This is a genomic window from Thioalkalivibrio sp. AKL7 (assembly GCF_000381705.1).
GTDB lineage: Bacteria > Pseudomonadota > Gammaproteobacteria > Ectothiorhodospirales > Ectothiorhodospiraceae > Thioalkalivibrio > Thioalkalivibrio versutus.
Map to the genome: position 1 here is coordinate 50,615 of NZ_KB906955.1, position 24,036 is coordinate 74,650.

23 protein-coding genes are annotated in these 24,036 nt (G+C 68.6%); 8 read left to right on the plus strand and 15 right to left on the minus strand.

Annotated features, from left to right (window positions below):
- Positions 1–9: 9 nt before the first annotated feature.
- The gene (locus G315_RS0111785) at positions 10–1,569 is read right to left on the minus strand and encodes a nodulation protein NfeD (protein ID WP_026338875.1); all 1,560 of its coding nucleotides are present in this window, start codon (positions 1,567–1,569) and stop codon (positions 10–12) included.
- Between the two features lie 127 nt (positions 1,570–1,696).
- Here G315_RS0111785 and mobA point away from each other — a divergent pair, with 127 nt between their 5' ends.
- The 3 genes from mobA to glp are packed head-to-tail and all read left to right on the plus strand — an operon-like array spanning position 1,697 to position 4,144.
- Positions 1,697–2,278: a molybdenum cofactor guanylyltransferase MobA gene (mobA, locus tag G315_RS0111790; RefSeq protein ID WP_026182165.1), complete on the plus strand. Its 582-nt coding sequence runs from the start codon at positions 1,697–1,699 to the stop codon at positions 2,276–2,278.
- Positions 2,279–2,330: 52 nt separating this feature from the next.
- Positions 2,331–2,873 carry a molybdopterin-guanine dinucleotide biosynthesis protein B gene (gene mobB / locus G315_RS0111795; protein WP_018146410.1) on the plus strand — a complete coding sequence of 181 codons (543 nt, stop codon included), beginning with the start codon at positions 2,331–2,333 and terminating at the stop codon, positions 2,871–2,873.
- 14 nt (positions 2,874–2,887) lie between these two features.
- Complete coding sequence (gene glp / locus G315_RS0111800) at positions 2,888–4,144, plus strand: gephyrin-like molybdotransferase Glp (RefSeq protein WP_018146411.1); 1,257 nt, start codon at positions 2,888–2,890, stop codon at positions 4,142–4,144.
- Positions 4,145–4,163: 19 nt separating this feature from the next.
- Here glp and G315_RS0111805 read toward each other — a convergent pair whose 3' ends face one another.
- Positions 4,164–4,517 carry a PilZ domain-containing protein gene (locus tag G315_RS0111805; RefSeq protein ID WP_019612576.1) on the minus strand — a complete coding sequence of 118 codons (354 nt, stop codon included), beginning with the start codon at positions 4,515–4,517 and terminating at the stop codon, positions 4,164–4,166.
- A gap of 59 nt (positions 4,518–4,576) precedes the next feature.
- On the opposite strand from G315_RS0111805, the gene G315_RS0111810 reads away from it, so the two are divergent.
- A complete protein-coding gene (locus G315_RS0111810; protein ID WP_018146413.1) occupies positions 4,577–5,116 on the plus strand; it encodes an RDD family protein in 540 nt (179 codons plus the stop codon).
- Between the two features lie 255 nt (positions 5,117–5,371).
- Here G315_RS0111810 and G315_RS0111815 read toward each other — a convergent pair whose 3' ends face one another.
- The 3 genes from G315_RS0111815 to lptF are packed head-to-tail and all read right to left on the minus strand — an operon-like array spanning position 5,372 to position 8,210.
- On the minus strand, positions 5,372–6,016 hold the full coding sequence (locus G315_RS0111815) for a GDSL-type esterase/lipase family protein (RefSeq protein ID WP_018146414.1): 645 nt from the start codon (positions 6,014–6,016) through the stop codon (positions 5,372–5,374).
- A complete protein-coding gene (gene lptG, locus G315_RS0111820) occupies positions 6,013–7,086 on the minus strand; it encodes an LPS export ABC transporter permease LptG (protein WP_019612577.1) in 1,074 nt (357 codons plus the stop codon). The genes G315_RS0111815 and lptG overlap by 4 nt, the downstream gene beginning before the upstream one ends.
- Positions 7,083–8,210: an LPS export ABC transporter permease LptF gene (gene lptF / locus G315_RS0111825; RefSeq protein WP_019612578.1), complete on the minus strand. Its 1,128-nt coding sequence runs from the start codon at positions 8,208–8,210 to the stop codon at positions 7,083–7,085. The genes lptG and lptF overlap by 4 nt, the downstream gene beginning before the upstream one ends.
- Before the next feature lie 89 nt (positions 8,211–8,299).
- Here lptF and G315_RS0111830 point away from each other — a divergent pair, with 89 nt between their 5' ends.
- Both G315_RS0111830 and G315_RS0111835 read left to right on the plus strand, forming a co-directional pair.
- A complete protein-coding gene (locus tag G315_RS0111830; protein ID WP_019612579.1) occupies positions 8,300–9,778 on the plus strand; it encodes a leucyl aminopeptidase in 1,479 nt (492 codons plus the stop codon).
- 16 nt (positions 9,779–9,794) lie between these two features.
- Positions 9,795–10,217 carry a DNA polymerase III subunit chi gene (locus G315_RS0111835; RefSeq protein ID WP_019612580.1) on the plus strand — a complete coding sequence of 141 codons (423 nt, stop codon included), beginning with the start codon at positions 9,795–9,797 and terminating at the stop codon, positions 10,215–10,217.
- On the opposite strand, the gene G315_RS0111840 is transcribed toward G315_RS0111835, so the two are convergent.
- The 8 genes from G315_RS0111840 to leuS form a co-directional block, all read right to left on the minus strand.
- The gene (locus tag G315_RS0111840; RefSeq protein WP_019612581.1) at positions 10,174–10,824 is read right to left on the minus strand and encodes a nucleoside triphosphate pyrophosphatase; all 651 of its coding nucleotides are present in this window, start codon (positions 10,822–10,824) and stop codon (positions 10,174–10,176) included. The genes G315_RS0111835 and G315_RS0111840 overlap by 44 nt on opposite strands.
- Before the next feature lie 7 nt (positions 10,825–10,831).
- A complete protein-coding gene (rlmH, locus tag G315_RS0111845; protein ID WP_019612582.1) occupies positions 10,832–11,302 on the minus strand; it encodes a 23S rRNA (pseudouridine(1915)-N(3))-methyltransferase RlmH in 471 nt (156 codons plus the stop codon).
- Between the two features lie 22 nt (positions 11,303–11,324).
- Positions 11,325–11,717 carry a ribosome silencing factor gene (gene rsfS, locus G315_RS0111850; protein ID WP_018146421.1) on the minus strand — a complete coding sequence of 131 codons (393 nt, stop codon included), beginning with the start codon at positions 11,715–11,717 and terminating at the stop codon, positions 11,325–11,327.
- 8 nt (positions 11,718–11,725) lie between these two features.
- The gene (gene nadD / locus G315_RS0111855) at positions 11,726–12,376 is read right to left on the minus strand and encodes a nicotinate-nucleotide adenylyltransferase (protein ID WP_019612583.1); all 651 of its coding nucleotides are present in this window, start codon (positions 12,374–12,376) and stop codon (positions 11,726–11,728) included.
- A 315-nt stretch (positions 12,377–12,691) separates the two neighbouring features.
- Positions 12,692–13,999 carry a glutamate-5-semialdehyde dehydrogenase gene (locus tag G315_RS0111860; RefSeq protein ID WP_018146423.1) on the minus strand — a complete coding sequence of 436 codons (1,308 nt, stop codon included), beginning with the start codon at positions 13,997–13,999 and terminating at the stop codon, positions 12,692–12,694.
- Between the two features lie 4 nt (positions 14,000–14,003).
- Positions 14,004–15,041, minus strand: a complete 1,038-nt coding sequence (holA, locus tag G315_RS0111865; RefSeq protein WP_018146424.1) for a DNA polymerase III subunit delta — start codon at positions 15,039–15,041, stop codon at positions 14,004–14,006.
- Positions 15,041–15,580: an LPS assembly lipoprotein LptE gene (lptE, locus tag G315_RS0111870; protein ID WP_019612584.1), complete on the minus strand. Its 540-nt coding sequence runs from the start codon at positions 15,578–15,580 to the stop codon at positions 15,041–15,043. Before lptE ends, holA begins: the two co-directional genes overlap by 1 nt.
- Entirely contained in the window at positions 15,577–18,168 is a 2,592-nt protein-coding gene (gene leuS, locus G315_RS0111875; protein WP_019612585.1) for a leucine--tRNA ligase, read from the minus strand. Before leuS ends, lptE begins: the two co-directional genes overlap by 4 nt.
- 221 nt (positions 18,169–18,389) lie before the next feature.
- Here leuS and G315_RS0111880 point away from each other — a divergent pair, with 221 nt between their 5' ends.
- Complete coding sequence (locus G315_RS0111880; protein ID WP_018146427.1) at positions 18,390–19,244, plus strand: DUF2189 domain-containing protein; 855 nt, start codon at positions 18,390–18,392, stop codon at positions 19,242–19,244.
- Positions 19,245–19,361: 117 nt separating this feature from the next.
- Here the strand turns inward: G315_RS0111880 and G315_RS0111885 are convergent, their stop codons facing one another.
- Positions 19,362–21,776, minus strand: a complete 2,415-nt coding sequence (locus G315_RS0111885) for a Lon protease family protein (RefSeq protein ID WP_018146428.1) — start codon at positions 21,774–21,776, stop codon at positions 19,362–19,364.
- A gap of 205 nt (positions 21,777–21,981) precedes the next feature.
- Here G315_RS0111885 and G315_RS0111890 point away from each other — a divergent pair, with 205 nt between their 5' ends.
- Positions 21,982–22,539, plus strand: coding sequence for a zinc ribbon-containing protein (locus G315_RS0111890; protein WP_018146429.1), 558 nt, complete (start codon positions 21,982–21,984; stop codon positions 22,537–22,539).
- Positions 22,540–22,543: 4 nt separating this feature from the next.
- On the opposite strand, the gene lnt is transcribed toward G315_RS0111890, so the two are convergent.
- Positions 22,544–24,034 (minus strand): apolipoprotein N-acyltransferase, encoded by a 1,491-nt coding sequence (lnt, locus tag G315_RS0111895; RefSeq protein WP_018146430.1) that lies wholly within the window; start codon positions 24,032–24,034, stop codon positions 22,544–22,546.
- Between the last annotated feature and the right edge of the window lie 2 nt (positions 24,035–24,036).

Genomic DNA, 24,036 nt, shown 5'->3' on the forward strand with positions numbered 1-24,036 from the left:
ACCGGCCGGTCAGCCGGCCGATGCAGTGCCCGGGGTGTCCTCTTCGGTCGCGGGTTCGACCTGCAACTTGAGTCCGTCGATGGCGGTCACCCGCACCTTCTGCCCCTCGCGCACGGGGGCCGAGGTCTCCGCGTTCCACTGCTCGCTGTGGACCCAGACCCGGCCACTGCGTTCAAAGTCCTCGCGCGCCTCGCCAAGCATGCCGATCATCTCTTCATGGCCGGTGGCGGGCTTCTTGCCACGCAGACTGAACAGACGCCCCAGCACCCAGACCGACAGGATGCCGATGGCGATGGCCGTGCCGATCACCAGCGGCAGGGCCACATTCAGGTTGGGGTCGTCCCACAGAATGATCGAACCGGTTGTAAACGCCACGATTCCTCCTATGCCCAGGGCCCCGAAACTGGGCACAAAGGCCTCCGCGATCATGAAGATCATCCCCAGCAGCATCAGCGCCAGACCCGCATAGTTCACCGGCATCACCTGCAGCGCGAAGAACGCCAGGATCAGCGCGATCGAGCCAATCACGCCGGGATAGATCGCGCCCGGATTGGCCAGCTCGAAGATGATGCCGTAGATCCCCAGCAGCATCAGGATATAGGCAATGTTCGGGTTGGTGATCACGGACAGCAACTGGGTGCGCCAGTCCGGGTCCATGCGCACGATCTCCAGTCCCTCGGTGGAGAGTGTGCGCTCACCGTCGTGCATGCGCACGGTATGCCCGTCGATCTGGGCGAGCAGGTCGTCCAGGTTGTCCGCCACAAAGTCGATGACGTTCTGCTCCAGCGCCGCGGAGGCGGTCAGGTTGGAACCCTCGCGTACCGTCTCCTCCGCCCAGTCGGCGTTGCGATCATAACGCTCGGCCAGACCGCGGATGTACGAGACCGCGTCCTCCAGCACCTTGCGCCCCATCGCGTCGTCGCCACGCCGCGGGGCCGGATCGTCCTCCAGCAGCTCTTCCTCGCTGGCCGGCTCCACCTCGCCGTCAGGCGCTCCGTTTTCGCCCGCTGGCGCCTCGTCCGCATCGTCGTCGCTGCGTTCGTCGCCACGGGCCTCGTCGGCGTCCTCGTCGTCACGGGCGTCCTCGCCCGCTTCCGGCGGATCCATGCCCGGGAGCCCACCGCCCCCCATCTGCACCGGCGTGGCCGAACCCAGATTGGTGGCCGGGGTCATGGCCGCGACATGCGACCCATAGAGCATGTAGGTCCCGGCACTGGCCGCGCGCGAGCCGGCCGGGTGGACATACGTCACCACCGGCACGTCCGATTGCAGGATGTTCTTGATGATGCTGCGCATACTGGAATCCAGTCCGCCGGGGGTATCCAGCATCAGGATCATGATCTCGGCCTCTTCCGCCTCCGCGCGTTCAATGCCGCGACGGATGTAATCGCCGGTGGCCGGGCCGATGGCGTCCTCCACGGTCAGCATCAGGCCGTGGCGATCCCCGGTATCGGCCATACTCGCCGCGACCAGCCAGCCCGCACCGAGCACCAGCAAGGCCAGCCACAACAGATGTCGCCAGGGGCGCCATCCGCCCTGTCCCGCGTTGCGCCTGAATGGAACCCGCATGGGCTTCCTCTCCCGTCAGGATGGATTCGTCGTACACTGCGTGCGCACACGCGACAGCCGACACCACCACGATAAACCAAAGGCCGGACCGGCGCCGAACCCGCAGACCCGCATGGAAACGCAGGCAATGCAGACCCCGCCCGAAACCCTCACTGCCGTGATCCTGGCCGGCGGCCAGGGCCGCCGCATGGGCGGGTGCAACAAGGGCTGGGTCGAGTACCACGGGCGCCCCCTGATCGAACACGCGATCGAGCGCCTGCAGCCCCAGGCCGCACAGCTGGCCATCAGCAGCAATACCGATATCGACCGCTATCGGGCGCTGGGGTTTCCCTGTCTGTGCGATCGGCACCCAGATTACCGCGGCCCGCTGGCCGGGATCGCGGCGGCCTTCGCAGCCTTCCCCGGCCAGAACCTCCTGTGCGCCCCGGTGGACGCCCCGCATTGCCCGCGGGATCTCGGCGAACGCCTGCAACAGGCCGTGGACCGGGAACACGCCCCGGCCGCGGTCGCCCACGACGGCGAACGGCTGCAGCCGCTGTTCGCGCTGCTGCGCCCGACCCTGGCGCAGGCCCTGCTGAACGACCTGGAGCGCGGGTCCCTGGCCGCGGGACGCTGGTTTCGCGACATGGGTGCAATCCCCGTCGATTTTTCCGATCAGCCGCAGGCGTTCGCCAACATCAACACACCGGATGACCTGGGGAGGGACTGATCATGATCGCTATACTTTCGATCCCGAACCGCAGTGCCCGGGAACGACGCCCATGATCGAACCGACCATCCCCTCGCCCCTGCCCCGCATCGCCTTCGCCGCCTGGAGCGGCAGCGGCAAGACCACCCTGCTCAAGGGCGTGATCCCGGCCCTGCGCGCCCGCGGCCTGCGCCCGGCAATGATCAAGCACGCCCACCACGAATTCGACGTGGACAAGCCGGGCAAGGACAGCTTTGAACTGCGCCACTCCGGGGCGGACCAGATGCTGGTCGCATCCGGGCGGCGCTACGCCCTGATGGTCGAGACGCCGGAGACCGACGACGGCCGCGTGCCGGATCTGGACATGCTGTGCGCGCGGCTGGACCCGCGACGCTCCGACCTGATCCTGGTCGAGGGCTTCAAGCAGTGGGACCTGCCCAAGATCGAGGTACACCGCCCGTCAGTCGGCAAACCGCCGCTGTACCGGGAGGTCGCCGGGGTGATCGCGGTGGCCACCGACGCGGCGACCCTGGACTTCGACGGCCCACTGCTGCCGGTCAACGACCCGGACGCGGTGGCCGCCTTCATCATCGACTACCTGAATATCCATCCCTGAAGCGGAGACATCCCATGCCCGAGGCTGCCCCCGGTTGCGACGAATTCGACCCCAACGCCAAGACCCTGGAACAGGCCCGTGCCGCGATCCTGGAGGCCTGCCGGACAATCACCCAGAGCGAACAGGTCACGCTGGAAGAGGCCCTCGGGCGCACCCTGGCCCAGCCGGTTCACGCACGCATCGACGTGCCACCGGCGGCGGTCTCGGCCATGGATGGCTACGCCCTGCGCGCCGCGGACGCAACGGACGGGGCCTGTCTCGCACTGGTGGGCACATCGGCGGCCGGGCATCCCTGGGATGGCGAGCTGCAGCCCGGCCAGTGCCTGCGCATCCTGACCGGCGCGGTCGTCCCGGCCGGGGCCGAACTGGTCATCATGCAGGAGCAGGTGCAGCGGGACGGGGAATCGATCACCCTGCAAAACGGCGGCCTGACACCGGGACACAACATCCGTGGACCGGGCAGTGACACCGCCGCCGGCAGCCCGCTATATGCGTCCGGGCAGCGCATCGGCGCCGCCGAGATCGGGGTCCTGGCCAGTCAGGGTATCGCCCGGGTGAGCGTGCTGCGCCGGCCGCGCGTGGCCTTCTTCTCGACCGGGGACGAACTGGTCCCCGTCGATCAACCGCTGGGCCCGGGACAGATCCACGACAGCAACCGCCACACCCTGCGCGCGCTGCTGAGCGCCTATCCGGTGGAGGTACTGGACTACGGCGTGATCCGCGACACCGAGGCCGAGGTCTCACGAGCCCTGACCCGGGCCGGTGCGGACGCGGACATGATCATCACCACCGGGGGCGTCTCGGTGGGCGATGCCGATCACGTGACCCGCGTACTGCAGGCCTCGGGACAAGTCAGTTTCTGGAAACTGGCGATCAAGCCCGGACGGCCACTGGCATTCGGACAGTTCGGCCGCGCGCATTTCTTCGGCCTGCCCGGCAACCCGGTGGCGGTGATGACCACCTTCGCCCTGCTGGTACGCCCGGCCTTGCTGCAGCTCGCCGGGCGCGACGCGACCGAGCCGCAGACCCTGAACGCCCGCCTGCTGGAGGATCTGTACAAGACCGCGGGCCGCAAGGACTTCCAGCGCGCGTTACTCGAGACTGACGACCGCGGCTGGGTGGTCCGCGCAGCCGGCGGCCAGGGCTCGCACCAGCTGCGCGCGATGAGCGAGGCCAACGCCTACGTGGTTTTGCCCCGCGAGTCCAGTGGGGCCCGGGCGGGGGACTGGGTGGAGGTGCTGCCGTTCCGGGAGATCTTCCCGGAGGTGTGACCCGGGTTTCCGCCCGCGCTCAGGGGGACTGGACGAGCGCGGCGAATTCCCGCTCCAGCAGGGCCTCGTCACCCAGGTTGAGCTCGACCAGGCGCCGCAGGTGCGAGGCGGATTCGAGCGGCATCGCCTCGATCTCCACCCCCAGCCACAAACCTTCGTGCCAGCGCACGCGGCCCTCGACGGTGATGCGCGCCTCGCCGCTGAGCGGGATATCGACGCTGACCTCGTCCCCATCGGCCAGGACCGGAAGATCCGCGCCCTCCAGCAGCACCCCCTTCAGGGAGATATCCTCCACGCGAACCGCGCAGTCCCCGCCGTCGGTGAGCAGGGTAGCCGGAAATTCCAGAGGGATACGTTGAAAGCGTCGCTCCATACGGCAAGACTACCCCCACTCCGCGCCTGCGGCCAAATCCAGAACCATCCGGGAATCCCATGACCGAAACCGCCGCCTCGTCCGTCGACGGCCAGCCGACCAGCCTGCTCCGCCGCCTGGCCGCCATCGTCTACGATGCCCTGCTGCTGGTGGCGATCTGGATGGTCCTTGGCCTGCTGGTGGTTGTCCTCGGCAATACCACCGGGCTGTACTCGCCGCGTGTGCACTTCGTGCTCAACCTGATCGTGGCCTGGGGCTTCTTCTACTGGTTCTGGACCCGCACCGGACAGACGCTTGGCATGCAGGCCTGGAACATCCAGCTGCGCACCGAGGGTGGCCACGCGGTCAATGCCTGGCAGGCCACCCTGCGCTACCTGGTCGCGGTGGCCCAGTGGCTAGTAATCCTGATGGCGATCTGGGCGGTGCGCGAGCACGGCGCCGTGGCAGTCACCGTGGTCACCGCGGCGGCGCTGTTCGCGCTCGGCCTGTCGCAGTTCCACCCGCGCCGCTGGATGCTGCACGACTGGCTCTCCAGCACCGAACTGGTACGCATCCAGGGCCTCGCCAAGCCGCGCTGGAAACAGAACCGCAAGAGCTGATCTCGGACCGGTTGTTTGTTTCACCACGAAGCACACGAAGACGGGCAAGGTCAAAAGCCGTCCTGATGAGCGATCACGTTCAACCAGCCGCCGGATCGTAGGGGCGTAGGATGGGATGAGCGCAGCGAATCCCATCAAGGAACGGGCACAACGCGGGAAATGGTGCGTTTCGCTGCGCTCAACAGCACCCTACCGCGGCGGAAGGAGCCTACGTTCCCTGCAATGGGCTGAAGCTCGTTGCTAATTGAACAACCCTCAGGGGGCGAGCCAGAGGCCGAGGTCGTCCAGGGCCTCGGCAATCTCGTCGGCGATGCGACGGTAACCACGGGCGTTGGGGTGCACGGGGTCGGCGCGCAGCTCGCGCTCGGACAACACGCCGGAGAGCACGCCCTCGATCAGGGCCACCTGTTCCTCGCGGGCGAGTTCGCGATAGATCGGATCGTCCCGCAGGCGCCCGGTGGCAGCCCCCAGGGCCGAGGCCCGCGGCACCCCCAGCAACAATGGCTGGGCCTCGTGTTCATGCACCGCTGCCACCAGGGCGCGCAAATCCTCCTTGACCGCGGCGGGATCGCGCTGGCGCAGAAAGTCGTTGCCGCCCAGCCAGATCAGCACCAGGTCCGGCTGGTGCTCGCGCAGGCTGGGCTCCAGGCGCCCGCGGGCGCTGCTGGCGCGGTCGCCCGGCACCCCGTCGTTGATGAGGGTCCAGCCGGTAATCGCCGCCAGCCGCGCCGGATAGTCCTCGCCCGAGCCCGCCCCGGTCCCTTGGGTCACGCTGTCGCCGAAGGCGAGCACCGTGGCCTGGCGCGGGAGTGGTTCGAAGTCGCCCGGGCCCGCGCCACCACAGGCCGCCAGCAGGGCCGCCAGCACGATCAGGAACCCGCCGCGCAGCCAGCCCCTCATGTCTGACGCCCCATGCGTTGCAGCGCCACCAGCGCGAGGATCAGGAACAGCACCACCGGCAGGCTCGCCGCGACCACCGGGGGCAGGTTGTAGACCAGCCCCAGATGGGTCATCGCGCGCATCACGATGGCGAACGACACGCCGATGGCGATGCCGATGAACAGGCGCCGCCCGGCACCACCCTCGCGCTGCGAGCCGAACAGGAACGGGATCGCCAGCAGCAGCATCACGAAGGTGCTGGCCGGCAGGGTCAGTCGCTGCCAGAACGCGACCTCGTAGGGGGCCGAGTCCAGGCGATTTTCCTGCAGGTAGTCGATGTAGCGCGCCAGGTTCTGCGCCGCCATCTGGCTGGGCTCGACCACCAGAATGTCGAAGTACTCCGGTGCGATCAGGCGCTCGATGACCTCCTCCTCCAGGCGTTCGGGCTCGACGCGCTCCAGCGACAGCCGCGAACGCTCCACGCCCAGCAGCCGCCAGGCCCCATCCACGTACTGCGCGCTCTGCGCACGTGTAATCTCGCGCGGCTCGCGGTTCGCATCCACCTCGATGATGCGCACGCCGATCAGGCGGTTGCCCGGCAACACCGCATCCGCCTGCACCATCCGCTGGCCATCGCGCGCCCAGAGCCCGATGGGGCTCACACTCAGCTGTTCATCGAAGGCACTGGCCTTCAGGTTCTGTGCACGACTCTCGGCCGCAGGAGCGAAGAACTCGCCGACCACTACCATCACGACCACGACCACCAGTCCGGCCTGCATCACCCAGCCGATGAAGCGCCCAAGCGTCATTCCGGCGGCCCGCATCGCGGTCAGCTCGCTGTTGGCGGCCAGATTACCCAGCCACAAGAGTCCGCCGAGCAGCGCCGCCGGGGGCAGCATGTCGTACATCCGCCGCGGCAGGGTCAGCGCCACATACAGCAGCGCCTCGGTCAGGCCATAGTTGCCACGCCCGGTGTCGCGGAGCTCGTCAATCAGCGCGAAGACCGCATCCAGCGCCACCAGCAGGACCACGGCCAGCGCGGTCCCGATCAGGACCTGGCGCATGATGTAGCGACCCAGTACGGTCGTCACGAAGCCACCTCGTCACGCTCCACGCGGCGAGGGCCGCCACCCGCTCCCCGGCCAAGGCCCAGCATGCCCTTGCGCCAGGCCAGCCACAGCCAGAGAACCAGCATCAGGCCGTGCGTCCACCAGAGCCCCAGGGCCAGTGGCGTACGGCCATCCGCCAGCTGCCCCTGACCCAGGATCAGGAAGTTCGCGTACAGCACGTAGACGCCGATCGCCGCCGGGATGCGGGCATAACGCCCGGTCCGCGGCGGCACCTGGGCCAGCGGCAGCGCGATCAGCGTGAGCACCAGGATGGACAGCGGCATCGCGATGCGCCATTCGAGCTCCGCACGATGGTCCGGCCGATCACGCTCCGCCCACAGCTGAAGCGTCGACATCGCGTTCAGCGAGCGCCGCCCGGCCCCGGCATCCGGTTCGGTGATCTGGGTCCGCAGTCGCTCGAACTCGAGCATGCGGAAGCTGCCCTCGCCGGGCACGCCGACATGGCGATAGCCGTTCTCGAGGATCAGGAAACCACTACCCTCGGCCCCCGGGTCGGGAATCGCGCGCTCGGCTACGGTCACCTGCGCCTCGCCGTCGACCTCGCGGTAGATGAACACCTCCAGCAGGGCCTCGCGGTCCTCGCTCAGGCGCTCGGCGAAGAAGACCTGCTCGCCAACCCGCGAGCGCAGGAAGCGCCCGGGCGTGATGCCGACCAGGTCGGAGCGTGTCTCGGCGAGGTCGCGCAGTTGGTCGATCTGGGCCTCGGTGCGTGGCACCACCAGCGTCATCAGCACCAGCAACAGCAACGTAGCGGGCGTAGCCACCCAGAACAGCGCGCGATAAAACGCGGCGAAGGACATGCCGCTGGCCTGTAGTGCCACCAGCTCGCTGTCGCGCTGCAACCGGCCCAGCACCAGCATGAAGGCCAGGAACAACGCCACCGGCCAAAGAAAGACAATGCCCTTGAATGCGCCGAAGGCGACCATGCCCGGCAGGAAATCCACGGGGATACTGCCCTCGGCGACATCGCGCAGCACCCGCCCCAACACGCCGCCGATGATCACCAGCAACAGCACAATGGTAACCGCGGTCTGCGTGACCAGCAGTTCGCGGGCGATGAAACGTTCGGCGCGGCGCAGGATCATGCGCGCATTACCCCGCGGCCCGCGCGGCGCGTGGTCGGGCGCCGCGTGGCGCTGGTACCATGATCGAACTCATTCTCGGGAGGCATTTGATGCAATTCTCCGTCACCACCTCGACCCTCGACAAACCCCGCGCCGGCATCCGTGCCGCCGGAATCCATCACAAGCGCAAGCTGGCCGCCGGGGCCACGGTGCTGGATGCGGCGCGCGACGGCGAGATCACCGCCCTTGTGAAGGCCGGCGAGATGGATGGCGAGGCCGGCAGCCGGCTGTTGCTGCCCGCCGGTGGGAGCAAGGGTAACGCACTCCTGATCGGCCTGGGCGCGAAGAAGGATTTTGACGCCCGCGCCGCGCGCAAGGCGGCACAGACCCTCGCGGCCGCCCTGGTCGAGCGCCCCGCCACCAGCGCGGTGATCGCGGTGGCGGATTTCCAGCCGCGCGGCAAGGACATCGCCTGGGTGGTGCATACCCTGGTCGCGGCGATCTCGGATGCCGCCTACCGCTTCACCCCGTTCAAGGGCAAGGAGAAGACCACCCCGGTCAAGCTGGACAAGATCCAGCTCGGCGTGGAGCGCACGGAGGCCGACGCGGCGAAGCGCGCCTGCTCCGAGGCCGCGGCGATTGCCACCGGCGTGAACCGCGCCAAGGACCTCGGCAATACCCCGCCGAACGTGTGCTACCCGGAGAGCCTGGCCGACACCGCGCGCGAAATGGCGAAGCAGCACAAGAAGCTGAAGGCCACGGTGCTGGACGAGAAGGACCTGGAGAAACTCGGCGCCGGCGCGATCCTGGCCGTGGGCAAGGGCTCCGAGCGCCCGCCGCGCCTGATCGCGATGGAATACTCCGGCGGCAAGAAGGATGACGCCCCGGTGGTCCTGGTGGGCAAGGGCATCACCTTCGACACCGGAGGCATCTCGCTCAAGCCCGGTGCCGAGATGGACGAGATGAAATACGACATGTGTGGCGCGGCCAGCGTGTTCGGCGTGATCGAGGCCTGCTGCGAACTGGAGTTGCCGATCAACGTGGTCGGCGTGATCACCAGCGCCGAGAACATGCCCGACGGCCGGGCGACCCGCCCCGGCGACATCATCACCACCCTGTCCGGGCAGACGGTGGAGATCCTGAACACCGACGCCGAGGGCCGCCTGGTCCTGGCCGACGCCCTGACCTGGGTCGAGCGCTACAAACCGAAGGCGGTGATCGACATCGCCACCCTGACCGGCGCCTGCATCATCGCGCTGGGGCACCAGGGCGCGGCCGTGCTCGGTAACAACGAGCGTCTGGCCAAGAGCCTGCTGGCCGCCGGCGAGGAGACCGGCGATCGCGCCTGGCAGTTGCCGCTGTGGCCGGAGTACCAGGAACAGCTGAAGAGCAACTTCGCCGACATGGCCAATATCGGCGGGCGCCCGGCCGGCACCATCACCGCCGCCTGCTTCCTGTCGCGCTATACCGAGGACTACACCTGGGCGCATGTCGACATCGCCGGCGTGGCCTGGAAGAGCGGCAAGGAAAAGGGCGCGACCGGGCGCCCGGTGCCGATGCTGATGCGCTACCTGCTCGACCAGGCCTGATCGCGGTCCGGCGGGCATGACCCACGTCAGCTTCTACCTGCTCGAGGACCCGGCCCCGGAGGCACGCCTGCGCTTCGTCTGCCGTCTGGCAAAGAAGGCCAGCGGGCAGGGACATCGAGTACATATCCATACCGGCTCGCCGGAGCTGACGCGCACCCTGGATGAATGGTTGTGGACCTTCGAGGACACGGCCTTTCTGCCGCACAGCACCGACGTGCGCGACACGGATGTCCCGGTCTCCCTGCACGAGGCGCATGCGCCGTCGGATCGTTGCGACGTGCTGATCAACCTCGCCCCCGAGGTCCCGGAGTACTGCGGGCGTTTCGAACGGGTCGCCGACATCGTCGGTGGCGACGAGACGGGACGCGAGGCCGGCCGTAGCCGCTACCGCTTCTTCAAGGAGCGCGGCTACCCGCTGGACCACCACAAGATCCAGTAGCGACCGCGGGAGACGCCGATCCGACACGCGGCGGCGGGTCGGGGATCTCGCGCAGCCAGGCCTCCAGCTCGAACAGGGGCAACCCGACCACGTTGGTGTAGGAGCCCTCGATCCACTCGACAAAGGCGGCGCCGCGGCCCTGGATGGCGTAGGCACCGGCCTTGCCGCGCGGCTCGCCGGTCGCCCAGTAGGCCTCGATGTCGGCCGGGCTCAGCTCGCGCAGGCGTACCCGGGTCGTCACGTGACGGGCGCGCAGGGCCTCGCCGGGGCGCCACAGGGCCATGCCGGACACGACCCGGTGCGCGCGCCCGGACAGCCGCCCGAGCATGGCGGCGGCGTCGGCGAAATCCGCGGGCTTGCCCAGTGCGTCGTCGTCCACGGCGACCACGGTGTCGGCCGCCAGCACCCACTGGCCGGAGGCCAGGCGATCGCGCGCCGCCTCCGCCTTGGCGACGGCCAGGCGCTCGACCAGGGCCTCCGGCGTCTCGCCCGGCTGCGCGCTCTCGTCCACGTCCATCGGCGCCACCTCGAAGGCGAGCTGGACCTGCTCCAGAAGCTCCCGCCGACGCGGCGAGGCGGAGGCGAGCAACAGCGGCGGCGGGCTCATGGGGGGATCAGGCCCGGTGGTAGGGGTGGTTGTTGAGCAGCGACCAGGCGCGGTAGAGCTGCTCGGCGACCAGCACCCGCACCATCATGTGCGGGAAGGTCAGCGGCGACAACGACCAGGCCCACTCGGCGCGGGCGCGCACGGCCTCGTCCAGCCCGGCGGCCCCGCCAATCACCAGTGCGACGTCGCGACCGTCCGCCTGCCAGTCCTCCAGGCGCTTGGCCACGCCCTTGGTGTCGACCGCCTTGCCGCGCTCATCCAGCAGGATCACGCGCGCACCCTCGGGGATCGCCTTCAGCAGGATCTCGCCCTCGCGGCGCAGGAGCGTGGTGGTGTCCATCGACTTCGCGCCCGAGGGACCCGCCAGCGCTTGCAGGTTCAGCTCCAGCTCGCGCGGCAGGCGCCCGGCGTATTCGGCGAAGCCCTCCGCCACCCAGTCGGGCATGCGCTTGCCGATTGCGATCAGGTCCAGACGCATCGGGCGAGGCCTCGCTCGGCGTTCAGCGCCGCAGGCGCCGGACCCGCTCCAGACTGGGGTCCTCGGGGGCGGCCTTTTCGGTGTCCGCGGCCTCCTCCGCCATCCAGAGCTTCTCCAGGTTATAGAAGTCGCGGGTCTCCGGGAGCATCACGTGAACGATCACATCGTTCAGGTCCACCAGCACCCACTCCTGGCTCTCCTGACCCTCGACCCCCAGCGGCGGGATACCGGCCTGCTTGGCCTCGGTGGCCACCGACTCGGCGGTGGACTGCACGTGACGCCCCGAGGTCCCGGAGGCGATCACCATGAAATCCGTCAGCGTGGTCTTGCCACGCACGTCGATGGTGCGGATGTTCTGTGCCTTCATGTCGTCCAGAGCGGTGGTCACCAGCTCCAGGAGTTGTTCGCTGTTCATTGTGTCGGTCATGTCCCGTGATTGCGGTTCGACCCGGCCCGGTACAGACCGTGGTCCTGGATGTAGCGATTGACGGCCCCGGGGAGCAGGAAGCGCGGGCTGCGCCCGGCCTGCAGCTCGTCCCGGATGGCGGTGGCGGAGATGTCGAGCTGGGTGACCGGCTGGAAGTAGACCAGCCCCCCGGGCGCCTTGCGCAGCGCCGCCGGGTCGTGCGTCGCGGCGTTCCCCAGCCAGCCGCCCAGATCGTGGGAGGCCGGGCTGCCGGGGCGGTGCGAGACCACGATATGCGCCAGCTCGAAGATCTGCTGCCAGCGGTTCCACGATGGCAGCCCGGCGAAGGCGTCCATGCCCATGATCAGCACCAGCGACGCGTCCGGCCCCAGCTCCTCGCGGAAACTGAGCAGGGTATCCACGGTGTAGGACGGCCCCTGACGATCCAGCTCGCGACGGTCGGCGACGAATCCCGGTACGTCCGCAATCGCCTGCTCCACCATCGCCAGGCGGTCGTCGCTGCCGGTGCCGGGGCTCGTGCGATGCGGCGGTACGTGGCAGGGGATGAAGTGCACGCGCTCCAGCCCCAGGTGCTGCTGGATCTCCAGCGCCGGGCGCAGGTGGCCGAAGTGGATCGGGTCGAAGGTGCCGCCGAGGATCCCGATCACGCGGGCATCGCCCCAGGGAGACGCGCGATGGAATCAGCTTCTCCCCTAGGGAAACACTGATCAATGTACGCACTCGTGTTGGCACCCCAGGTTTTCCGAGACAAGGCGCGCCGTGCAGCGGGTAGTGGTTCTACCCACAAGCGGCGCAACGCAGGATCGGGGAACCTGGGGTACCAACCCCGAAGGGGCTCGGCCGCTTTTGCGCGCGAACAGCGTTGCGGTGCCTTTGTGCAGAGTGACTGCACGGCAGTCACCGCGCCTTGTTCGCACGCAAAAGCGACTCGAGCGCGAGCGTGTACATTGATCAGTGTTTCCCTAGCCACGTACATGGCCGTCGCCGAACACGACGTACTTGAGCGTGGTCAGCCCGTGCAGGCCCACCGGACCCCGGGCATGCAACTTGTCGGTGGAGATGCCGATCTCCGCGCCCAGGCCGTACTCGAAGCCGTCGGCGAAGCGGGTGGAGGCATTCACCATGACCGAGCTGGAGTCCACCGCGCGCAGGAAACGCCGGGCGCGGGTGTAGTCCTCGGTCACGATGCTGTCGGTGTGGTGCGAACCATAGGTGTTGATGTGATCCATCGCCATATCCAGATCGTCGACCACGCGGATTGCGAGGATCGGCCCCAGATACTCGGCCACCCAGTCGTCCTCGGTGGCCTCGGCGATATCCGTACCGGCATTCGCGAGGATGGCGCGGGTGCGCGCGCAGCCGCGCAGGCTCACCTGGTGCTCGCCCAGGACCGTGGCCAGGCGCGGCAGGAAGGCCTCGGCCTGGTCCGCGTGCACCAGCAGCGTCTCCATGGTGTTGCAGGTGCCGTAGCGCTGGGTCTTCGCGTTCACCGCGACGGCCAGCGCCTTGTCGGCATCCGCGCCGCCATCCACGTACACGTGGCAGACGCCGTCCAGGTGCTTGATCACCGGGATCTGCGACTCGTTGCTGACGCGCTCGATCAGGCCCTTGCCGCCGCGCGGGACGATCACGTCCACGTACTGCGGCATGCGCAGCAGCGCGCCGACCGCCGCGCGGTCGGTGGTCGGCACCACCTGCACCGCCTCGCGCGGCAACCCCGCCTGCTCCAGCCCGGCCTGGATAATCGCGGCCAAGGCCTGATTGGAATGCAGCGACTCGGAGCCGCCACGCAGGATCGCCGCATTACCCGACTTCAGGCACAGCGCGGCGGCGTCGATGGTCACGTTCGGCCGCGACTCGTAGATGATCCCGATCACCCCCAGCGGCACGCGCATCTGGCCGACCTGGATACCGCTCGGCTGGTAGGCCATATCGGAGATCGTGCCCACCGGGTCGGGCAGCCCGGCTACCTGGCGGCAGCCCTCGATCATGGTATCGATGCGGGCATCGGTCAGCGCCAGGCGATCCAGCATCGCGGCGTCCAGGCCGCGCTCGCGCCCGGCCTCCAGGTCACGGCTGTTGGCCTCATTCAGCTCGGCGCGGCGCGCGGCGATGCCCTCGGCGATCGCATGCAGTGCGGCGTTCTTCGCCCCCGGCTCGGCCTCGGCCATACGCCGCGATGCGGCGCGCGCAGCGCGGCCGAGCGCCTCGACCTGGGCGACCACGCCGCTGGTGGCGGCGGATTCAGTGGGGTTCACGGCAGCGTTCATGCAGTCAGACTCGTTGAGAATTCAGTGCGGGTTCGGGTCGGGTCAGCGGCCGCCCCGCCATACGGGCCACCAAGTCTAGCAACCCCTGCCGGGCGTTGCCGTTTTCCTGACCCTTGATGACCCGATCCACGCGCGCGGCCTCGCCCAGCAGGCCCCGCGCCGCGCTCAGGTCCAGGCGCGACATGGCCTGGCGCAGGGCCTTCTGGCCGTCGCCAAAGCTGCCCTGGAACGCCTCGCGGTCGGGCGCACCGGCGGCCTTGCGCTCCATCGCCTGCACCAGCAGCCGGCATTCGCGCGCCAGCGCCCACAGGATCAGCGGCTCCGCCTGGCCCTCATCCAGCAGCCCCTCCAGCATGCGCAGGGCGTGGCGGACATCGCCGCGCAGCGCGGTCGGGGCCAGGGCAAACAGCTCGAAGCGGGCGGAATCCGTGGTGGCCTCCGCCAGCACGGTCTCGTCGATCTCGGTCACGCCGGCCAGCGCCAGCTTCTCGATCTCCTGGCGTGCGGCCAGCAGGTTGCCCTCCACCCGCGCGACCAGCAACGCCAGCGCCGGGTCGGTGATGCGCAGACCGTTCCTCTGCAGCCGCGCACGGATCCAGCTACCCAGCTGGGCCGGCGGCACCGGGCGCGCATGGATCACCACCGCACGGCCCTCCAGGGCCTTGAACCAGGCCGCCCGCCGCATGTCGCGATCCGGCCGCGGCAATTGCAGCAGCAGGACCAGGTCAGCCTGCGGGTCGCCGGCGTAGGCCTTCAGGTGATCGCCACCGGTCTTGCCCGGCTTGCCGGTCGCCAGGCGCACGTCCAGCACCGTGCGCTCGGCAAACAGCGACCGGTCGCGGATCGCGGCCTCGAACGGGCCCCAGTCCGATTGCGCGGTCAGGTCCAGCACCGTGCGCTCCAGGAAGCCCTGCTCGCGGGCGGCAGCGCGGATCGCATCGGCCGCCTCGATCGCCTGCAACGGCTCCTCGGCCAGCAACAGGTAGATCGGCGCGAGCCCGCGCGCCAGATCCTGCTCCAGGCGGGCGATATCCAGCGCCATTACGGGGCCGGGTCCTCCGCGGCTTCGCGCAGGCTGCCGTCCGGCTCGATCAGTGCGGCGATCCGGCGCTGCAGCTGGCTGACGATGTCGCGGTCCATCGCCTCGCGCAGGGTGGATTCGCGCTCGCCCCGGCTGAGTACCGCGGTGCCGTCGAACAGATAGATGCGCGAGGCGCGCAGCGGCCCCAGGTCCACCGCCTCGCCCTCCACCGGGCGCAGGCGCGCATTGACCGTGCGCACCAGTTCGTACTCGGACACCCGCGCGGCCTCGGTCACCGACAGCGTGCGCCGCTGATCGTTGACCGAGCGGATCTCGAGGATCGCGCCCTGCCCCTCCGGTCGCTGACTGACGATCTCCACGCCGGAGGCGCCCAGGGTCACGGCCAGCTCGCGGTACAGCGAGTCGCGCGTATTGATGCCGGTGATCTGCACCGGCTGCAGCGCCTCCGGCCACTCGCCACTGCCCCGCAGCTGGAATCCACAGGCAGCCAGCGCGGCCACCAGCACCACTACCAGCCCCGCGCGCAGCAGGGCGGTCATTGCGGCTTCACCACGAAGTTGACCAGACGGCCGGGAACGACGATCACCTTGATCACATCCTGCCCCTCGATATGACGCTGCACGTTTTCGTCGTTGCGGGCAACGGTCTCGATCGCGTCCTTGTCCGCCCCGGACGGGACCGCGATCTCGGCACGGCGCTTGCCGTTCACCTGCACCGCCAGGGTCTCCTGCGCGGCCTGGCGTGCGGCCTCGTCGACCTGCGGCCATTGCGTGGCGGCCACCAGCTCGTCGTGACCCAGGGTCCGCCACAGCGTTTCGGTCACGTGCGGGATGATCGGGGCCAGCATGCGCACGATGCCCTCCAGCGCCTCCTGGCGCACGGCCGCGGCCCCGGCGGCGTCCTGCGGGAACTTGCCGAGGTCGTTCAGCAGTTCCATGTTCGCGGCCACCGCGGTGTTGAAGGTCTGGCGCCGGCCGATGTCGTCGGTAACCTTGGCGATGGTGTCGTGCAGCTTGCGCCGCAGCTCGCGCCCGGCATCGTCCAGCGCGTCCGTGTCCAGCGCCCCGGGCGACTCGCCGCCCACGTGCTCGTGCACCGCGCGCCACAGGCGCTTGATGAAGCGATGCGCGCCCTCCACGCCGGAGTCGGACCATTCCAGCGACAGGTCCGGGGGTGCGGCGAACATGGTGAACAGCCGCGCGGTATCCGCGCCGAAGCGCTCGATCAGGGCCTGCGGGTCCACGCCGTTGTTCTTCGACTTGGACATCTTCTCCATGCCCCCAACCGTGACCGGCTGGCCATCCTCGCGGTGGCGCGCGGCCTTCACCGAACCGTCCTCGGCGCGTTCCAGTTCGACGTCCGCCGGGTTGATCCAGTCCTTCCCGCCGTCACTGCGCTCGCGATAGAAGGTCGGTGCGATCACCATGCCCTGGGTCAGCAACCGGGTGAACGGCTCGTCGGAGGCCAGCAGGCCCTCGTCGCGCAGCAGCTTGTGGAAGAAGCGCGCGTACAGCAGATGCAGCACCGCGTGCTCGATGCCGCCGACGTATTGATCCACCGGCAGCCAGTGGTCGGCGCGAGCATCCAGCATGGCCGTGTCGTTGTCGGCGCAGGCGTAGCGGGCGAAGTACCAGCTGGATTCGAAGAAGGTGTCGAAGGTATCGGTCTCGCGCCGCGCCGGCTTCCCGCATTCCGGGCACGGGGTCTCGAAGAATTCGGGCATGCGCGCCAGCGGCGAGCCGGCCCCGTCGGGGATCACGTCCTCGGGCAGGCGCACCGGCAGGTCGGCTTCCGGCACCGGCACCGCGCCACAGGCCTCGCAGTGGATCACCGGAATCGGACAGCCCCAGTAGCGCTGGCGCGAGATACCCCAGTCGCGCAGGCGGTAGTTGCGCCGGCGCCGGCCGATGCCGGTCTGCTCCAAGTGCTCGGCGATCGCCGCCTTGGCCGCCTCCGATGCCTGGCCGTCGAAATCACCGGAGTTCACCAGCACGCCGGCCTCGGTGAACGCGGCCTGCTGCACATCGACCGTGGCGCCATCCGCCGGGGCGATCACCTGGCGGATCGGCAGGCCATATTTCGTCGCGAACTCGTGGTCGCGCTCGTCATGCGCGGGCACGGCCATCACCGCTCCGGTGCCGTATTCCATCAGCACGAAGTTGGCGACCCAGACCGGGACATCCTCGCCGGTCAGCGGGTGGCGGGCGGTGAAGCCCAGCGCGCGGCCCTTCTTCTCCATCGTGGCCAGGTCCGCCTCGGCCACCCCGCCCTGCGCGCAATCCGCGACAAACGCGGCCAGCTCGGCGTCCTGCTCCGCCAGCGCCTGCACCCGTGGGTGCTCCGGCGCCAGCGCCATGTAGGAGACGCCGAACAGGGTATCCGGGCGCGTGGTGTAGACGGCCAGCGCCTCGCCACCGTCCACCGCGAACTCGAGCTCCACGCCCTCGGAACGCCCGATCCAGTTGCGCTGCATGGTGCGCACCTGGTCCGGCCAGCCGTCCAGCTCGTCCAGGGCCTCCAGCAGCTCGTCGGCGTAGTCGGTAATGCGCAGGAACCACTGCGGCATCTCGCGGCGCTCGACGACCGCCCCGGAGCGCCAGCCACGGCCCTCGATCACCTGTTCGTTGGCGAGCACGGTCTGATCCACCGGGTCCCAATTCACGGTCGCCTTCTTGCGATAGACCAGGCCTTTCTTCAGCAGGCGCACGAACAGCCACTGTTCCCAGCGGTAGTAGTCGGCGTCACAGGTGGCGAACTCGCGCGACCAGTCGTAGGCGAACCCCAGGCGCTTGAGCTGGGTGCGCATCTGCTCGATGTTCTGCCGCGTCCAGGCCGCCGGCGGCACGTGGTTCTGCATCGCCGCGTTCTCGGCCGGCAGGCCGAAGGCGTCCCAGCCCATCGGCTGCAGCACGCTCCGCCCCTGCATGCGCTGGAAGCGCGCGATCACGTCGCCGATGGTGTAGTTGCGCACATGGCCCATGTGTAGCTTGCCCGAGGGATACGGGAACATGGACAGGCAGTAGAACGGCTCGCCGGCGGCATCCTCGCGCGCACGGAAGCAGTCGGCCTCCTCCCACTGGCGCTGCACCTGCGCCTCGATCATCTCCGGGGAATACTGCTCCTGCATGTGGCCCACCTGCCCTGTGTGTTCGCGTGAAACAAAGAACTGCGCAGAATACCAGTCGCCCCCACCCCCTCCAAGCGGCTGGGAAACGGCCCGGCCACCCCTCGCCACACGTCTTCGATGTGATATCCGTCACGCAACTCCGGGAACAGTACCCCCACCTGACTGCCACAAGACCTACATTCAAAGAAAGCGGTTGGCAAAACGTTCCAAGGAGGCAGGTTATGAGCGAAGAGAAAGACGTGGTCCCCATGCTCCAGCGCGCCTATCCCGAGGACTTGGGGGAAACGGTCCCCGAACACACGCCGGAGACGGATTCCCCGGCCATCCGCGAGATCGCGACGGAGGACCTGGGCACCTGGCTCGGCAAAGGCTGGCGGGACCTCTGGCAGATGCCAGTGGCCCTGGTGCACGGCCTGGTGATCACCCTGGCCGCGCTGATCCTGCTGGGCCTGTCCTGGAATCAGCCGTGGATGGCCTTCTCGCTTCTGGCCGGCATCCTGCTCCTCGGACCCGTACTCGCCGTCGGTGTGAACTACCTCGCGCTGCAGAAAGAGCGCGGCGAGCCGGGCGGTTCCGGCCTCGGCTGGCTGGGGCCGATGGGTGGCTCGATCTGGGCCTTTGCCGCGCTGCTGGCCATCCTGTTCGTGATCTGGGCCAGCTTTGTGTGGATGTGGATCGCGGTGCTTAACATCGGCGAAATCGCGGTCATGGGGCAGTTGCATCACCTGGTGGGCGCGATGCTCAGCAGCGGCGCCGGCATTATCTCGCTGGTCGGGGTGGTGGTGGCCGCCATTGTGTTCGGCCTCGCGGTATTCGCCCTCAGCCTGGTCACGATCCCGGCCCTGCTGGATCACCGGATACGCGATGATGCCCCGCAAAAGAGCCTGATCGAATCGATCGGGGTCAGCCTGAAGGCCTTCAGCCACAACCCGGGTACGCTGATCCTGTGGGGTCTGATCATCACCGCGCTGTTCATGGTCTCGGTGGCAACCGCGCTGCTGGCGCTGATCGTGATCTTCCCCTGGCTGGGCTTTGCCATGTGGCACGGCTACCGGGATCTGGTCGACGCCCGTTAATCCCCAGCGACGCCCCACGCGATGGGTCCGACCCCGCGTCGGGCCCATGCCAGTCCACCTCGCGCTCCATCTCGGGTCGGCGGACGGAAGCCCCGGGGGACACCAATTGATGCCCCCTCAGGCATCCTCCCCGGAGGGGCCGTCCGGCGTGGCTTCCGCATCGTCATCGCGGGACCCGCGCCGGTAGCTCAAACGCGCAAACGCCGCCAGGCGATCGGCGACCACGCGGTTGAAGCTGCCCGCCGGGAATCCCCCCCACGCGCCGCGTTCACCCGCCGTCATCCCGGTCAGGAGCTCGATGGCCTCGTCCACCGTGGCTACGGGGTAGACATGGAATCGTCCCTCCGCGATCGCCTCGCGGACGTCGTGGCGCAGCATCAGGTTCTCGACATTACTCCCCGGCAACAGCACACCGTGACCGTCCAGTTCGCCGGCCTCGCGACAGACGTCGAAGAAGCCCTCGATCTTCTCGTTGACCCCACCCACGGCCTGGACCTCGCCATGCTGGTTGAGCGAGCCGGTAACCGCCAGCGACTGGCGCAACGGGATCCGCGCGATCGCCGACAACAACGCGCAGGTCTCGGCCACCGAGGCGGAATCCCCCTCGATGTCGCCATACGACTGCTCGAAGGCCAGGCTGGCGGACAGCGAGAGCTCGCTGTCCTCGGCATAGTGGCTGGCGATGAACCGGGACAGGATCATCACCGCCTTGCTGTGCACCGGGCCACCCAGCTTGGCCTCGCGTTCGATGTCGACCACATGGCCCTTGCCCGAGCGCGCGGTCGCGGTGATCCGGATTGGCCGCCCGAACATCGCGTCGCCCAGCTGCAGCAGCGACAGCCCGTTGACCTGGGCAATCTGCGCCCCGCTGGTGGCGATCAGCACCACCCCGCGACGGATCTGCTCCAGGCTGCGGCGCTGTAGCCGCGCACCGCGCTCCTGGCGTTCCCGGATGGCCTGTTCGACATGCCCGGCGCCGACGACGTCCGCGCCGGCCTCCCTCGCCCAGTGATCGGCCTCCAGCAGCAGGTCGCGCAGGGTGCGATCGTGAGCCGACAGCTTGCACTGGTCGCCGGCCAGACGGCTGGCATGCTCGATCACGCGCGCCACCGCCTCGCGGTTCAGCGGCCGTAGTTCGACACGCCGCGCCATCGTGGCCAGCATGCGCGCATACAGCACATGACTGGCGTCGCTGCGGTCCAGGTCGTCTTCGAAGTCGGCCTCGACCTTGAACAACTCAAGGAAGTCCGGATCGAACGCGGACAGCAGGTAGTACAACAGGCGATCACCGATCAGCACCACCTTCGGGGTCACCGGAATGGGATCCGGCTCCAGCCCCACCGCACTCACCAGCCCGAACAGGCGCTCCAGGGACTCGATGCGGATCTCGCCGGAAAACAGGACCCGTTTGAGGCTCTCCCAGGCCAGCGGCTGCGTCAGCACACGCCGGGCATCCACGATCAGGTAACCGCCACTGGCCCGGTGCAGGGCCCCGGCGCGCACCAGCGAGAAATCGGTAACCAGGGCCCCCTCGTGCACCTGGTGCTCGATCAGGCCGGTCAAGTGCTGATGGTTCGGCAGGTCCTCGTAGATCACCGGGGCGCCCCGCGTGTCCGCGTGATCCACCAGCAGGTTGATGCGAAACCGTTCCAGCAGCCCCTCGGGCGGGGCATGGCTACGGCCGCCGCGAAACGCCTCCGCGTGTCTCACCACCTCGTCAAGGATCGCCTCCAGATGCTCGACCACCGCCGGCCGGTGCGACCATTTCTCCTTCAGCTCGTGGATCGGGCCGCCCAGGGCCCATTGCAGCATCTCCGCATTCAGGGCCCGAATCTTCTCCTGCAGCTCCTTGCGCAGGCGAGGCACCTGGTGCATGACCTGCCGCAACTTCTCCTGCAGCTCCTCGACCTTCTCGTCGATGCGCCCGCGTTCCTCCTCGGACAATGCGTCGTATTCCTCCGGCTTGAGGATCTCCCCATCGCGCATCGGCGCGAACGAGAAGGTGTTTGGCGCGCTGATCAGGGCGATGTCGTGCGCCTCGGCCTCTTCCTGCACCTTGCGCGCACCGTCGGTCTGGGCCTCTTCAGACGCATCCTTCAGCTCCTGCAGGCGCCGCTGGTATTCCTCGCTCTCGAACGCGGCCGGGATACTGGCATGCAGGTCTTCGATCAGACGGTCCAGGTCCGCCTGAAGGGTCCGGCCCTCGCCGGCCGCTAGCCGAACGGCCCGCGGACACTCCGGCTGCTGAAAGTTGAACACGTAGCCCCAGTCCGGCGGGGCAGACTCGTCGGCCGCGCGGCGCTCCAGAAAGCGTCGCACCAGGTCGTGCCGCCCGCTGCCTGCCGGCCCCAGCACGAACAGGTTGAAACCATTGCCACGCATCGACGCACCGAATTCGAGCGCACGCAGCACGCGTTCCTGGCCACAGGGCAACTCGAGCGCCTCCAGCGTCTCGGTGGTCTCGAAATCCAGATGCTCTGGCGGGCACCGCTGGTAGACCTGCTCCGCGGTCAGGGATGCGGGTCGCGTCATATCCGTCTCCACTGTTGTTAGCCCCTACCTTGCGGGAGATGCAGCGCAATATGCACCCCCTGATTGCCGGTAACCAACGAAACCCGCTCCCGTGACGCTGGTGCGGCCCGGCCATCGTGCTACCTTGGACGCATTGACCCATTGACCATCCGAAACGCCCCCTAGCGGGACACACAGCCACATATCGATCAGCGAGGAGCAGCGCATGAGCGACAAACCCAGGGATACGGCCCCGGAACACGACCAGGAACGCGAGCACCGGTTGAGCGATGCCTATCACCGCATGCTGCACGAGGTCACCGAGGATCTCGAAAAGCTGGAGGACAAGACCAGCAAGGCGATCACCGAGGCTCTGGAGAACGCCCGCGACCGCGTGCAGAAGGCCAGTGACCTGACCCGCGAAGAGGCTCACGAGGTGATGGACTACCTGCGCCGCGACCTGCAGGATCTGGGCGCCTACCTCGACAACCGCAGCTCCGACTGGCGTGGCTGGCTACAGATCGATCTGGGTCTGATCGAGGCCAGCATCAAGAACGCCCTGGAACGCATCGCGGACCGCACCCGGATCGAGATCACCGAACTGACCGCGCGCGCCCAGGTGATGGGCGAATGGCACACCGGCGAGATCACCGGCCCCGGCGAACTGCTCTGCAAGCAATGCGGCCATCCCGTGCACATGACGAAGGTCGGCCGCATCCCGCCGTGCTCCAACTGCCACAACACGACGTTCCGTCGCGGCCCCGGCGGGACCGAGGCCGAATAACCCGTCAGCGTCGGCGGCGACGGCCGACCGCGGCACCGGCAACCACCAGCACCAGCGCGGCCAGCACGGCCGGCCCCGCCCCGGTGGCGGTTGCCGGCGTCACGCCGTGGCGAGGCTGCAGCGTGCCCGTGACTACCTCGCGGGTGAAGATCCCCGAACGCTCGAGTATCCGGCCATCGGCATCAATCAGGGCCGAGATGCCGGTATTGGTTGCCCGGATCATCGGGCGCCCGGTCTCCACCGCCCGTACCCGGGCAATCTGCAGATGCTGGGCCGGGGCGAGGCTGTCGCCGAACCAGGCGTCGTTGGAGACGTTGACCAGGAACCCGGCCTCCGGCAGCGCGGCGCGGATGTGGCGCGAATATGCCGCTTCGTAGCAGATGCTGACCCCGGCGGTCTGACCGGCCACCCGCATGCGCCCGTCGCCGGTGCCCGGGGAAAGGTCGGACATCGGGATCGCCAGCAACCGGTCCAGCCAGTCGAGCTGGCCGCGCAACGGGATGTACTCGCCGAAGGGGACCAGCTGGCGCTTGTTGTAGCCGGCCCCGGTCGTCACGTTGACCACCGAGTTGTACACATGGCGTCCGGCCGACGCATGGTCGAAGACCCCAGTCAGCAGTTCGCTGTCATGCTCCGCCAGCGACTGGGCGAGCTGCCCGAGTGGCTGCTGGACCTCGACATAGAACGCCGGGATCGCGGTCTCCGGCCAGACCACCAGGTCCACCTCACCCGCCTCGCGGGTCAGTTCCTCGTAGGCCCCCAGCGAATACTCGATGCCATCGGCATCCCACTTGCGCGCCTGATCGATGTTGCCCTGGACCATGGCCACCGAGATCGTCTCGCCGCCCGGCTCCACCCAGCGCGCGAGCCCCAGCGACAACGAGGCGATCACCAGTGCCCCCACCAGGCCCGCGCCCAGCCAGCGCTGCCGGGTCAGAAACACCAGGACCAGCGCCACGGCCAGCAGGGCCACCACCAGCCCCGCCCCCAGCTCGCCGACCAGTGGCAGCCAGGGCTGTAGCGGCGTGTCGAGCACGGTGTGGCCGAACAGCAGCCAGGGAAAGCCGGAGAACAGCCAGGAACGCGCCAGCTCCATCAGCACCAGGCCACCGGCCAGCGCCAGCAACCCGGCCGGACGCCCCAGTGGCAGGAAGCGCGCCGCCAATCCGGCCAGCAACGCCGGATAGCCCGCCAGGGCCAGTACGAATAGCACGGTAATCAGCGAGGCAACCACCAGTGGCGCCTGCCCAAACACCAACAGGCTATTGAAGATCCAGCTCACCCCCATCCCGAAGAATCCGAGGCCGAAGGCATAGCCAGCCCAGGCGGCACGGCGCGGTCGGGCACCCGACAACAGGGCGAACCACACGGCCAGGGCCAACGGGGCGGCCAGGAACCAGCCAACCGGGGCAAAGGCCAGGGTTGCACCCGCCCCGGCCAGCAGGGCAACGAGCCCGGAGGCCCAGGGCGGCAGGCGTTCGACGAGGGTTTGCATGC